The sequence below is a fragment of the Paenibacillus sp. FSL H8-0332 genome, from assembly GCF_037963835.1.
Classification (GTDB): Bacteria; Bacillota; Bacilli; order Paenibacillales; family Paenibacillaceae; genus Paenibacillus_AQ; species Paenibacillus_AQ rhizoplanae.
On the sequence record NZ_CP150145.1, the window covers coordinates 621,294 to 634,472 of the forward strand.

9 protein-coding genes are annotated in these 13,179 nt (G+C 53.0%); 7 read left to right on the forward strand and 2 right to left on the reverse strand.

Going from position 1 to position 13,179, the window contains the following annotated elements; all coding sequences use genetic code 11:
* Window positions 1-42 precede the first annotated feature (42 nt).
* The 5 genes from NST43_RS02695 to NST43_RS02715 all read left to right on the forward strand — a co-directional run bounded on the left by NST43_RS02695 (window position 43) and on the right by NST43_RS02715 (window position 7,396).
* Entirely contained in the window at window positions 43-240 is a 198-nt protein-coding gene (locus NST43_RS02695; RefSeq protein ID WP_209992207.1) for a DUF4177 domain-containing protein, read from the forward strand.
* Between the two features lie 242 nt (window positions 241-482).
* Window positions 483-2,591, forward strand: a complete 2,109-nt coding sequence (locus NST43_RS02700; RefSeq protein ID WP_339222388.1) for a LuxR C-terminal-related transcriptional regulator — start codon at window positions 483-485, stop codon at window positions 2,589-2,591.
* A 229-nt stretch (window positions 2,592-2,820) separates the two neighbouring features.
* The gene (locus NST43_RS02705; RefSeq protein WP_209992205.1) at window positions 2,821-4,392 is read left to right on the forward strand and encodes a methyl-accepting chemotaxis protein; all 1,572 of its coding nucleotides are present in this window, start codon (window positions 2,821-2,823) and stop codon (window positions 4,390-4,392) included.
* A 15-nt stretch (window positions 4,393-4,407) separates the two neighbouring features.
* Window positions 4,408-4,836 (forward strand): chemotaxis protein CheW, encoded by a 429-nt coding sequence (locus tag NST43_RS02710; RefSeq protein WP_209992204.1) that lies wholly within the window; start codon window positions 4,408-4,410, stop codon window positions 4,834-4,836.
* 34 nt (window positions 4,837-4,870) lie between these two features.
* The gene (locus NST43_RS02715) at window positions 4,871-7,396 is read left to right on the forward strand and encodes a chemotaxis protein CheW (RefSeq protein ID WP_339222391.1); all 2,526 of its coding nucleotides are present in this window, start codon (window positions 4,871-4,873) and stop codon (window positions 7,394-7,396) included.
* Here NST43_RS02715 and NST43_RS02720 read toward each other — a convergent pair.
* Window positions 7,359-8,144 (reverse strand): fused MFS/spermidine synthase, encoded by a 786-nt coding sequence (locus NST43_RS02720; protein ID WP_339222393.1) that lies wholly within the window; start codon window positions 8,142-8,144, stop codon window positions 7,359-7,361. The two genes, NST43_RS02715 and NST43_RS02720, sit on opposite strands and share 38 nt — an antisense overlap.
* An 80-nt stretch (window positions 8,145-8,224) precedes the next feature.
* Entirely contained in the window at window positions 8,225-9,577 is a 1,353-nt protein-coding gene (locus tag NST43_RS02725; RefSeq protein ID WP_339222395.1) for an MATE family efflux transporter, read from the reverse strand.
* 133 nt (window positions 9,578-9,710) lie between these two features.
* Here NST43_RS02725 and NST43_RS02730 point away from each other — a divergent pair, with 133 nt between their 5' ends.
* On the forward strand, window positions 9,711-10,406 hold the full coding sequence (locus NST43_RS02730; protein ID WP_339222396.1) for a TetR family transcriptional regulator: 696 nt from the start codon (window positions 9,711-9,713) through the stop codon (window positions 10,404-10,406).
* Between the two features lie 208 nt (window positions 10,407-10,614).
* Complete coding sequence (locus NST43_RS02735) at window positions 10,615-13,176, forward strand: glycoside hydrolase family 2 protein (RefSeq protein ID WP_339222397.1); 2,562 nt, start codon at window positions 10,615-10,617, stop codon at window positions 13,174-13,176.
* The last annotated feature ends 3 nt before the right edge of the window (window positions 13,177-13,179 follow it).

Here is a 13,179-nt window from a genome sequence, read left to right on the forward strand (position 1 = left end):
AGGGGGATTCTCATGATTTTACTACGCTTAGGAGGCTAAATTATGTTCGAATACAAATTTGTGCGGATTGAAAAGAAGAATACTGGATTTCTTCAAGGGCCAACGGAGAACTATCAGGAGATTATACATACTCATGCAGCGGAGGGATGGCGGTTCGTTCAGTTTGTTATCATGCCCAGCGCACAGGCTGTGGGTTTCCCGGAATATTATGATTTGATTTTTGAAAAGAAAGCGGATTAGTCTTCCTCAAAGGATCAAATTCAAATATGTTTTGGCTTGTCCTGAGCTGTCCTAAATGCCTGAAATTGGCTTGGGATAGCTCTTTTTTTGTAGGAACAAGATGACAGGAATATTTTCGCATATGCGCATTTTTTCACTAAGATTCCTGGGCTATAATGCTATGTTTGTAGAATGAAAGGGTGTAAAAGCAGGGATACAGTCAGGCTATGGCGAATTTTGGAGGGGAAAGCGAGGAATAAGCAATGAAGAACAGGCTCCGCCAAAATCTGCAGTCTTTGCAAGACGCATACGCCTCCTTATGCGGATTGACAATTATTATTACCGATCAAGCGGACAAACGGATAACAGAACCCTCCGGCTTAACCGAGATGGCATCTCTGTTGTTCGGTTCTCCTTGTGCAACCGCTGAACATGCAATTGCGAACCTGCTGGAAAAGGTCAGGAATGTATCGAAAACTATTGTCTATGAAACCCGCTCCGGGCTGAAAATGCTGATTACCTCCATCGGGCTCAGTAAGCAAAGGCCCTATTATATTCTGACAGGCGTCTGGGTGGACGGTTGTACGAAAGAGCTGATTACCGGCAGGATTCATGAAACCGTTCCCTCCGGAGAATGTGAGGACTGGATTCAGGCTCTGGATAAGGTGCCGGTATTGGATCAGGAGGGCGTCGCCAGGATTATCGGCCAATTGGATATACTTGCTGATACCGTGCAGGCTCTGCTTGAACGGGAGCAGGGCGGAGAATATTCTGCGTATGACCTGCAGCTTATGAATCTGATTTATCTGCTGGACCCGGCAAGCCCGGAGTGGCTGCAAGGAATACTGGGCATTGTGGTACGTATTCTTGGAGTAGAATTTGCGGGCTATGCCATGAATGCAACAGACGGGGACCAATTCACAGTGGTTGAGACAACCGGTATGCCTAAGGATAACTCCCTGCGGGGGGCTTCTTTTTTTTACGGAGAAGGATTTCTGGGGCAGGTGGGGCTCTCCAAGCAAATGGGGTATTGGAGGAATGCTGACCGTGATCTGCGGATTTCTTTTTTTGCTGCGCATGGGGTAAGGCCGAAGGTGTTAATCTGCTATCCCATCAAATACAAGGACAAGCTGTATGGATTATTGTATGCCGGAGATCCGGCCCGTCCAGAGCTGACGGAGGAGCAGGCGGATATGGGTATGCTGGTGGCCCATCAGCTCGCTGCTTCCATGTATCATATGGAGAGTGAAGCGCTGTATGAACGTCAAAGGAAGAGGCATGATACCTACAAAGAAATTGTCCAAGGGATTCTGGTTACTCAGGATAAGGAGGATTACCTGCAGCTGTTCATTGAGTTTTTCCAGCAGCAGCTAGGCAGTCCGTTCATGTGCTTGTTATTACATACGCCTGCCGAAGGCGGAATGAGGATCTACTCCTCTTCTTCTGCTCCGAATGAACTTTACACCCTCTACGCTGAAGATGCTGAACAGATCTATTTCGCTGACGGGATACCGGGGTTCAACCTGTTGAACAAGCCGATCCGCCGGGAATGGAAGAGCTGGCAGCTGGTAGAGCATCCTATGGTATTTGAACAAAGGCTGCTGGGGTTATTCACGGTCCAGTTCAGTGATGAGGGGCAGCGGCGGGAATATGAAACGATTTTTCATATGACCAATGTGCTGCTAGTGACCAAGCTGCTTGCCCAGCAGCCTCAGAACACGCCCTCTAGAACTGACTTCATGCGGCTGCTCCAGGATAATCTGCTGATACAGCAGCCGGTAGTACATAGCAGAGCTGCGGAGATTCAAAGACTTGCACATGACTTGCTGGGGCCGCTAAATCATTCAGCGGAAGAGATCGAATGGATCGGTCAGGCCGCGCTCCTTGCTCCATATCCTATAGGGCTGCTCCGCGAATATTTGGGTGACCTCCCGGCGGTATGCATTTTGCGCCATATGCAGTATTACCTGTCGGATTCTGCCGGGGAAGAGGATGTAGGAGAAAGTCCCCATCTGTACCTGGCGAAGGTCTTGCTTTTGCTTACGAAGTACACGGAGCAGGGCGGCAGGCAATGGAAGGAAACACTTCCTATACCCGTACCCGAGCCGCTTATGCGGTCCTTTGAACAACTGATAGCTCCTTCGCGGGTTGCAGCGCAGAAAGAGGGAGGCGTACGTTTTACTACCCGGGAAAAGGATATTCTGGATGGTCTGCTGACCGGCCTCAACAACAAGCAAATTGCGGAGAGGCTGTTTATCAGTACGCATACTGTCAAGAATCACATCACTAAAATTTATGAAAAGCTTGGTGTACATAGCAGATCACAGGCCATCTCTCACATGTATCAAACCACGGGCAACCAGATTCTCTAAAAAGCAATGATTACGCAGGATGTAAGCGTACATTGCTTTTTTTGTGCAAATATAAGAATTTATAGGTTTCACGCTTCGTTTCCACTTGATAAAGGAAAGAAGGCCTGTAGAAAACAGGAAGATTATGTCGAAACTTAGGAACCAGTGGCGATGGCGTAGAGGCCATACGGTATACATAATAGGGGAAGCTTTGTAGGCTCGACAAAATACATATTGAGGAGTGCTTCATTTGAAACTAAACATCCGCACCAAATTGTTGGGAGGCTTTCTGGTTATTGTAGCGTTGCTTGTATTTATCAGCGGGCTATCGATTATGAAAATGGCGGGCATGAACAGTAACTCTCTACAGATGCAGAGCTACAACTTTCCCGCGCTCGTCAATGTTGCCGAGATTCGGACGGAGCTGTACAAGCTGCGTGGTGACTTGTTCAAGCTCCTCCTGGAAACAGATGATGCCATGTTAGAAGAAATCCAGGGAGCTATCAGGGAGGACCAGGCTAAACTGGCCGACCGGATTAAGGCCTATGGAGAGCTCTCGCTGACTGCCGATCAACGGGCTACGCTGGAGACGATTAAGGAAAGTGTGGACAGATACAATCAGTTCGTACCCAAAGTCAATGAGCTGCGGGTGAAGGATCAAAATGTACAGGCGTACGGCGTCTTAATCGACGCACTGCCTGATTTGCAGAAGGCTCAGGACACCGCCGATCTGGCCGTCAGTAATGTCATTCAAGGTGCTGATGACCGGATTGACTCTACGGTTGCCAGCTATAGCTCCGGAAGATTGATGATCCTGATCATCTCCAGCATTGCGGCAATTGCAGCCATTGTGCTTGGTGTCGTGATCTCGCAGGGCATCGTTGGTCCGGTATCCAAGCTGCTCGCTGCAATGGTCCGCATGGCAGGCGGTGACCTCAGGGAGGAGGTTGCGATCAAGAACCGGGATGAGTTCGGCCGGCTGGCCGCAGCAGCCAATGAGATGATTACCAGCCTGCGCAAGCTGATTGGCGGGACTGTCGAAGCAGCGCAAAGTGTCGCGGCCTCCTCTGAGGAAATATCGGCAACCACCGAAGAAATCGCCAGCGGCAGCCAATCCCAGGCCCAGGCGGCGCAAAATATCAATCAGCTGGTTCAGGATCTGACCCGGGGCATCGATGAGGTTGCGAAGAATGCCGAGCAGGCATCGGAGCTGTCCCTGCTGACGCGTCAGGGCGCTGAGGAGGGTAGCACTGCAGTAAGAGAATCCGGCCTTGGCATGAGTAATCTGTCGGAAAAGATGGAGCTGCTTGAGCAGGATTCCCAGAAGATCGGCGAAATTATCGAAGTGATTGATGAGATTGCCGAGCAGACCAATCTGCTGGCGCTCAATGCAGCGATTGAGGCAGCGCGTGCCGGTGAGCAGGGACGGGGCTTCGCCGTTGTCGCTGATGAGGTCCGCAAGCTGGCTGAACGGAGCAGTGAAGCGACCAAACAGATTGCCCTGATCATCCGGGTGATGCAGAAGAATACGGTTCTGAGTGTGCAGGCTGTTAGTGACGTATCGGCCCTGTCCGAGCGCACTGAGCGGCTGATCGACGGTATCGTTACCCGCGTCAATGATACAACCCAGCAGATTACAGGCATCGCTGCGGCTTGTGAGGAACAGGCGGCACAGACGAACGAGGTGCTGATCTCGATTGAATCCATTGCGGCCGGAAGCCAGGAATCCGCCGCCGCAGCGGAGGAGACAGCCTCCTCTTCGCAAATGCTCGCCTCTTTGGCGGATGAACTGAATAGCTCTGTCTCGGTGTTCAGATTGTAGAGGGGGAAGTAAGCTATGCTGGCTGTACGAACAGAGCAGTACATCATCTTCCGGCTGATACAGGAGAAGCTGGCCATCGATATCCGGGAGATTGACGAGATTATCAAGATGGAGCCTATCACAGCCGTGCCTAACAGCAAGTCTTTTATTAAGGGCGTGATTAATTTACGCGGTAAAATTATACCGGTGGTCAGTCTGTGCAGGCGGTTTGGCCTGGCAGAATCTCCACCGGATACCCGGTCAAGGATCGTAGTGGTGCATTACCGGCAGGAGGCTATAGGTATTATGGTGGATTCCGTAGAGAAGGTGGCTTCCTTTCATGAGGTGGAGCCGCCTCTGGAATCCCATGAAGTGCAGGGCGTGCAGTACATGGACGGGATCGGCATGTGTGCCGAGGAGCTGATCAGCATTCTGAACATCGGGCGTCTGCTAAGTGACGGGTGAAGGCCAACGCATGAAGGCGGGGAGGAGAATAGAGATGAACGAGTTTCATAATAGTGTGTATTTGGGTGTTTTTCTGGACGAAATGGACGAGCAGCTGCGGTATTTGGATGAGGCCCTGCTCATGCTGGAGAGCAAAGGGTATCAGAATGACATTATTCAGAGGCTCTTCCGGGTCGCGCATACGCTCAAGGGCTCATCAGCGGTCATGGGATTCAAGCAGCTTAACCGGCTGACGCATCAGATGGAAAGTGTGCTAGAGCTGCTCAGGGGCAGACAGCTGGACGTCACCTCCGAATTATTGAACATTCTCTTTGATTGCGTAGATTTCATTAAGCAGCTTCGTCAATCCATTCTGAGCGGTGAGCTGGAGGAGGGGGACACCTCAGAGCTGTTGCGCCGGTTAAAAGAGTTGCAGAAGACAGCAGCCGAGTCGCCCGCTCCTGCTGCAGAGGGGCTTCCGCAGGGAGAAGCGGGGGCTGAGCAGGATATTATCTTCGATGATATCCGTAAAGAGCAGATCCAGGCAGCCCTAGATCAAGGCTCTGCGGCCATGGCGATTCATATTCAACTGGCTGCTGAGGAGCCGATGAAATATGTCCGCGCGAAGCTTGTAGAAGCCAAGCTGCGGGAAACGGGCGAGGTTGTTGCCACCTACCCCGAACTGGAATCCATCGAGAGGGATGCGCAGTTCTCCGGTCCTGTTGTATATATATTGCTTACGCAGCAGTCCCGGCAGGATATGCTGGCCAGTCTGCAGGAAATCTCACAGATTGAAATTATACATACAGAGCTTATTACGAAAGCGAACCAGAGCATCTTCACCGCAGGAAAAGAGGCTCAAAAAAATAGCAGCTATGCGGCCCAGACGGTCCGTGTGGATGTGGAGCGGCTGGAGGGGCTGTTGAATCTGGTAGGAGAGCTGATTATAGATAATACCAGGCTGCACAGTGTCCGTTCCAGATTAAGCGAGCAGTTCAAGAACAACAGTGATGTTCATCTGCTTAATGATATCGCAGGACATTTGAATATGGTCATTAGCGATCTTCAGGAGGGGATGATGAAGACCCGGATGCTGCCAATGGAGCATCTGTTCGGCCGCTTCCCCCGGATGATCCGGGATTTGGCGCAGAAGTCGAACAAGGAGATCAAGTTCATCATCGAGGGCAATGAGACCGAGCTGGACCGCAGCCTCATTGAGGAGATCAGCGATCCTCTGATCCATATTCTGCGCAACGCCGTGGACCATGGGCTGGAGCTGCCGGAAGAACGTGCAGCTCTCTATAAGCCGCGGAAAGGAACCATTACTCTGCGTGCAAGCCATCAAGGGAACATGATTGTGATTACGATATCCGATGACGGCAGGGGCATTGATACCGGCAAGGTCAAAGAAGCCGCTGTGCGTAAAGGCTTCGTCACCGCTGATGAAGTGAAGCGTATGACGGAAAAAGAGCTGGTGATGCTGATTTTCCGCTCCGGCATCTCGACAGCCCGTACGGTCACCGATTTATCCGGCCGCGGAGTGGGCATGGATATTGTCAAAGCGCATATAGAGAAATTAAACGGCATCATAGATATTGAGACGGTTCCTCATCAAGGGAGTGTATTCACGATCAAGGTCCCGCTGACTCTTGCCATCATCCGTTCCCTGCTGGTTAAGCTGGGGAGCAGTACCTTTGCCATTCCGCTGATTAATGTCATTGAAATATTCAGAATAACGGCGGAGGATATTGTTACCATTCAAGGACAGGAGGTCTGCCGGTTCCGCGACCAGGTGCTTCCGCTTGTCCGTCTGCACCGTATGCTGCAAGTGGAGGAAGAGGAGCCTACGGTGAACGGCCGGCTGTTCGCAGTCATCGTCGGCTTCGCGGATAAGCGGGTCTGTCTGGTGGTAGATGAGACGATCGGCAATCAGGAGATTGTCATCAAGTCACTGGGAAGTTACATAGGCAGCGTTCCTTATATTGCAGGCTCAACCATACTTGGCGACGGCCGTGTGGCCCATATCCTGGATATAGGTTCGATTGCAAGGAAAACAGGCTCGGCCTGCGATACATTGCTGCAAGAGAACACAGTTACGGCAGGGAATCAGGATAGTCAGAGCGAGAAATATATCACCTTCAAGCTGGAGAAGCTGGATTTCGGGATTCCGATCCGTCAAATGAAGGAGATTGTACCGGTTCCCGAGATTCATTCGCTGGTGTCCGCCCCGGCTCATGTCCTCGGAATGATCAATCTGCGCGGACTGCTGTTCCCGGTCTATGATATACGGCCCAAGCTCGAAATGGACTGCGGGGAACAGACCGCCGGCTCCCGGATTCTGATCTGCGAGGTGTCGGGACAGGAGGTAGGGGTGTGGGTGGATCAGGTGTCGGCGGTGCAGCTGCTGGCAAGGGAGCACATGGATGAGGCGCCCGATCATATTCTCCAGAATCCGGAGGTACTGGATGCCGTCTATAAAGACAACCATCAGTTTATTCACTTGCTGAATTTGGAGAACCTGCTGGATCTGGACGCTTGCGGCATCACCGGTCCCGGATCACATGACCCGGCACTGGAGTGATCTCGCTGAAGCCGGCCATGTGGCGGGACTGGCAGGGGATCGGCCGGGCGCTGGCAGTCATAAGGATATTGCAGAGATCCGCCCTGCCCTCTCCCGGAAGGGCGAAGGTTCTGGTATATGGATACACTTCACGAAGTGTGGTATGGATGGCACTGATTAAGCGGTCATTGCCGCTGCGGCCCATCAGATTCATGATGATCTGGCCGTGTCCGTTCAGCTTGGCGCGGGTTAGGCGGAAGAACTCCAGTGTGGTGAAATGGGGCGGTGTCCCGGCAGCGGTGAAGGCATCAAGCAGGATGTAGTCATGGCCCTGGTCCGGGGCGGCTTCCAGCAGGCTGCGGCCGTCACCGATCAGGATGTTATCCTGCGTGTAGCCAAAGCGGGTTCTGCTGTACTCCACTACCTTCGTGTTCAGCTCAGCCACCGTAAACTGCTTCTCGGCGAAATAACCGGCAATCGTACCAATCCCGTGTCCGATCAGGAAGACATGCTCGAAATAAGGATTACCCGCCTCCATCAGATGGATCATCGCCCGGGGATACTCGAAGATCACCCGGCGCGGATGGTCCAGATCCATTGCGCCCTGAACAGCTTCCCCCGAGAATTGCAGTACCCGGAACCGTCCGGTCTCGCCGTATAGCTCGGTTGTATCGTAGACCTCGATGTCCTGAGAGTCGTGGTTAGTATGGAGTGGTGCGTGCAAGCGGATCAGACTCCTTCTGCAGATGGAATGCGTTACAACCTTCATAGTAACATAAAAGCATAAAGCAGCCGCAGGAAGGGCCTCCCTGCGGCTGCTTGTGCTTCTCAGAGACTGCTTAGGTTTACTTAATGTACCAGACTCTCTAGTTCGGGCTGCAGCTTGTGCCGTAGGGCGTACAGCATGGCGGCACCGACCAGGAAGGCAGCGGCATCGGCAATGACCAGCGACCACACCACTCCATGGAAGCCATTCGTCTGGTTGGCGAAGAAGAGCACAGGAATCAGTGTGACCCCTTGAATAATGGACATTACGAACGCGGCCGTTCCCTGCGCGGTAGCTTGGAAGATCCCCATGAACAAGGTGGTCAGCCCTGAAATGAATAAGGACAAGAAGGTGACATGCAGAATGTAGCTGCCCATTTGAATCATTTGCGGGTCCTGGGTGAACAGACCGATCAGATGGTCGGATATCAGATAGACGATGATGCCGAATACGGCAGCCATGGCGGCCATCGCTTTTACCGTGAATCCGATGGTATGCTTCATGCGCAGCTTATCCGCTGTGAATGAGAAGGCAATGAGCGGCACCACTCCCTCGCACAATCCCATCAGAATAAACTCGGGAAATTGCAGCAATCTTGAGGATATCCCGTAAGCGGCTACAGCCGAATCTCCATATTCGATCAGGAACAGGTTGAAGATCAGCGACATGGCTCCCAGAAAGACACTCATGATAAAGACCGGAACGCCGATTTTGAACACATTGCTGAGAATATCCTTGGTGGCCTTGAACCATTTGAAGGAGATCGTCAGGAATTGGCTTTTGTAGCCCATATGGAAGGCATAGTAGGCACTCGCAACCATGTTGGCAACAACCGTTGCCGACGCTACGCCAATTACACCCCAGTGGAGCACGAAGATGACCAGTGCATCGAGCAGGATATTAACCACCACGCTGAGCATCATCCCGATCATGGACACGATGGCGGCACCCTCGGAGCGGACCATATTCTCCAGCGTAAAGAACAACACGACAAACGGCGCGCCAATCAGCATGACAGTGACATAATCCTTCGTGAATCCATAGGAATCCGGTGTTGCCCCCAGACTGTGAAGGATCGGGCCGATCAGCGGCAGACCCACGGCCATCACGAGGAGGCCAAGCACGAGACTGCTGTAAAAGGCGAAGGAAGACACTTGCTTGACTTCATCATATTTGTGCTCACCAAGCAGCCGTGAGATATATGTGCCGCTGCCTATGCCCACCAGATTGCCCAGCGCCATGATGATGGCGAACAGCGGCAGGGTCAAGGCGAGTGCGGTCAGCATGGCCGTATTGTGGAGAGTGCCCAGGAAATAGGCATTCAGAATCGAATAGATGACGTTCATGGATGTGCCTAACATCATGGGCACGGCGAAATGGGCGACGGCTTTGGTGATGGGTGCTTTTTCAAAATAATAAAGGTTTTCGGTATCCATTAGGGATCACTTCTTTCACTGATTTTTGTTAATCTAACAGCGTTAGATTGAACCTTACAGTGTTAGATGATATCATGAACCTAAGAGGCTGTAAAGCATAAACTTACACTGTTAGATAAAAGGGTGGATAGCGATGAAAAAAGCACAACCTCAAATCTCGGAGGACCGGATTCTGGAGGCTTCATGGGAGCTTCTCAGGGAGGAGGGCATCGAGAAATTCAGTATGCGGCGGCTGGCGGACCGGCTGGGGATTCAGGCTCCCTCGCTGTATTGGTATTTCAAGAGCAAGCAGAACCTGTACCAGCGGCTGGCCAACCACATCTCCAGAGTCATCCTGGAGGAGCACCGCCCGGAGGGCGACTGGAAGGAGCAGCTGACAGAATTTGCGGTAACGGTACGGAGTGTGCTCAGCCGGTATTCCTGCTCTACGCAGCTTATGATGATGACACTGCCCCACGAGCCGGATATTATCCGCTTCAACAACCGGATGCTGCACTGTGTGGAATCCACGCCGCTTGAGGAGGCGCAGAAGGTGCAGGTGGTTACTACACTTGTGAACTTCGTGTTCTTCTTCGTGCTGGATGATTATGAGCATGAGCGCAATGTCTCCATGATGGTTAAGGAACAGCAGGAGCCGCCGGGCGAGGAACTGCTTCGCCTGATGGAGTCGATGAGCGAGAAGGAGGTTGGGTTGTTCCGCAGGATGTTCAAGAACGGACTGTTCGAGCTGCTGGGGACCGATGGGGCCTTTGAATTCGGCCTGAGGCTGATACTGCTTGGGACGGAGCAGGTGATTAAGGAGCATGAAGAGCAGCAGAAGCAGAAGTAAGCGCAGGGGGAAGATAACAAAAATAACAAATGGTAAATCGGTGATTGGGGCTTGATATAGTGGGACATGTGGTTGAGAGGTTTTGATGGGATGATTGTTTTGTTTGTATTGTAGCTGCTTAAAATATTGTTATTGCTAACGTAATTATAACAAAATATAATGAGGGTAGCTAAGCGCCGTAGTGCGCAAAAACAGTATAGGAGGAACTATGAAGCAACTACAAATCGACCTGTCGAACTGGGAATTCAGAGCCTGCGGAGATGAAGAATGGCTTACGGCTGTTGTACCGGGAACGGTGCATACGGATCTGCTGCGCAATGGCGTTATCGATCAGCCCTTCTATGGAACGAATGAGCATGAGCTGCAATGGATTGATAAAAAGGACTGGGAATACAGAACCGGATTTGTATTAGAAGAGGCATGGCAGACGCTGGCGGTAACTGAGCTGGTGTTCGCCGGGCTGGATACGTATGCCGATGTGTATGTAAACGGAGTTCATGCCTTGTCCGCAGACAATATGTTCCTGTCCTGGACCGTGAATGTGAAGGGGCTGCTGCGGGCGGGTGAGAATGAAATCCGCATCGTCTTCCGCTCGGTGGTGACGGAGGATCTGCCGAAGCTGGCGGCGCTGGGCTACGCTCTGCCTGCACCTAATGACCAGTCTGAGTTAGGTGGTCTTCAGGAGCAGCGGATCAGTGTATTTGCCCGCAAAGCACCGTATCACTACGGCTGGGACTGGGGTCCCCGATTCCTGACCAGCGGGATCTGGCGGGAAGCTATGCTGACAGGCCGTAACGTTACGGCGATTGAGGATCTGTACATTCGCCAGCATGCGGTGAATGAGCAGGAGGCCCGGCTGACGGCCGTGATTGAGGCGGACGCGCCGGAAGCATGGAACGGGATGCTGCGCGTGAGCACTGAAGGGCAGGAATGGATGAAGGCGGTTACGCTCGTTCCGGGCAAGCAGATGCTAGAGCTTGAGCTGGTAATTGACCGCCCGCGCCTGTGGTGGTGCAATGGCCTGGGCACACCGGAGCTGTACGATTTCCGTGCAGAGCTGCTGCAAGGAGCGGAGGCTATAGCGGTATCGGAGGTAACGACGGGAATTCGGGAAATCAAGCTGGTGCGTAAGCCGGATGCGCAGGGGGCTTCGTTCCATTTTGAGCTGAACGGGGTGCCGGTCTTCGCCAAGGGTGCCAATCATATCCCGAACGACAGCTTCATTACAGAGGTTACGGAAGAACGTTACCGCCATGAGATTGCCACGGCCGTGGCATCCAATATGAATATGCTGCGGGTGTGGGGCGGCGGCTTCTATGAAGAAGAAGTGTTCTACCGGCTGTGTGATGAATACGGGCTGCTGGTCTGGCAGGATTTCATGTTCGCCTGCAGCATGTACCCGGGCGATGAGGCGTTCCTGAATAATGTCCGCACAGAAGCGGTATATAATGTCCGTAAATTGCGTAACCACCCTTGTATCGCACTCTGGTGCGGGAACAATGAGATTGACTCGGCCTGGTCGCAGTATGAGGAGTACATGGGCTGGGGCTGGAAGGAAGGATATACGGCTGAGATCAGGGAGACCCTCTGGCGGGCTTATGAAGAGATTTTCCACCGGATTCTGCCGGAAGCCGTGGCTGCGAACCATCCGGGTATGGACTACTGGCCTTCCTCACCGCTGCGCGATCTCACTGGTGGTCTGGATCAGCATGCCACGCGGATTATGGGCGACGGGGATATCCACTATTGGGGTGTCTGGCACGCCAAGGAGCCGTTCGAGAACTATAATCTCAAGGTCGGCCGCTTTATGAGCGAATACGGCTTCCAGTCCTTCCCGGAGCTGAAGTCGGTGCTGAGCTATGCAGAGGAAGAGGAGCTGGAGCTGGAATCGAAGGTAATGCTGGCCCATCAGAAGAACGGATCGGGCAATCAGCTGATTAAGGAATATATGGATATGTACCTGCCGCAGCCGAAGGATTTCCGGGGCTTCCTGTACATGAGCCAGATGCTTCAGGCCGAGGCGATCCGCATGGCTATGGAGAGTCACCGCCGTAACAAGCCTTATTGCATGGGCACACTGTACTGGCAGATGAATGACTGCTGGCCGGTAGCCTCCTGGGCGGGCATGGATTATTATGGGCGCTGGAAGGCGCTGCAATATACGGTGCGCCGCAGCTTCCAGGAGGTGCTGCTGTCTGTAGACAGCACAGATGGGGAGAGCGTCAAGGTCTATGGGGTGTCTGACCGGCGGGAGGCATTGGACGCAGAGCTGGTGCTGCGGCTGCATGATATCAGCGGCGCGCTGCTGCGCGAATGGTCACAGCCGGTAACCCTCGCTGCGGATTCGTCGGCTGTGGTCTTCACGCTGCCGCTGGCCGAAGTGTTGGAGGGCCGCGAACCGGCTCAGGTGCTGCTGATAGCTTCCCTGCTGGAGAGCGGGCAGGTGCCGGAGGCAAGGCAGGTGCTGGAGCGCAAGGAGCATTACTTCGCGGCTGCCAAGGATATTCCGCTGAGCCAGCCGGTTATCACAGTGAGCGAGGTACCGGGAAGCGGCGGGCAGAGCTTCACGCTAAGCAGCGATGTACTGGCGCGGGGCGTGCACCTGACGGTGGAAGAAGAGGGGATCTTCTCCGATAATTACTTCGATCTGTTGCCGGGCGAGCCGAAGACGGTCAAGTTCTCGCTTAGAAGCAGTGGCAATGGAGGAGGCGACTTCATCCCGGCAGCGCCGACAGGACTCGTAGTCCGTTCGATGGCGGATTATATCTAATCA

Bases quoted from the DNA above. Each gene is read 5' to 3' on its own strand.
- NST43_RS02735 (WP_339222397.1), top strand. From the start codon at position 10,615: ATGAAGCAACTACAAATCGACCTGTCGAACTGGGAATTCAGAGCCTGC.
- NST43_RS02715 (WP_339222391.1), top strand. From the start codon at position 4,871: ATGAACGAGTTTCATAATAGTGTGTATTTGGGTGTTTTTCTGGACGAA.
- NST43_RS02700 (WP_339222388.1), top strand. From the start codon at position 483: ATGAAGAACAGGCTCCGCCAAAATCTGCAGTCTTTGCAAGACGCATAC.
- NST43_RS02720 (WP_339222393.1), bottom strand. From the start codon at position 8,144: ATGAAGGTTGTAACGCATTCCATCTGCAGAAGGAGTCTGATCCGCTTG.
- NST43_RS02730 (WP_339222396.1), top strand. From the start codon at position 9,711: ATGAAAAAAGCACAACCTCAAATCTCGGAGGACCGGATTCTGGAGGCT.
- NST43_RS02725 (WP_339222395.1), bottom strand. From the start codon at position 9,577: ATGGATACCGAAAACCTTTATTATTTTGAAAAAGCACCCATCACCAAA.
- NST43_RS02695 (WP_209992207.1), top strand. From the start codon at position 43: ATGTTCGAATACAAATTTGTGCGGATTGAAAAGAAGAATACTGGATTT.
- NST43_RS02710 (WP_209992204.1), top strand. From the start codon at position 4,408: ATGCTGGCTGTACGAACAGAGCAGTACATCATCTTCCGGCTGATACAG.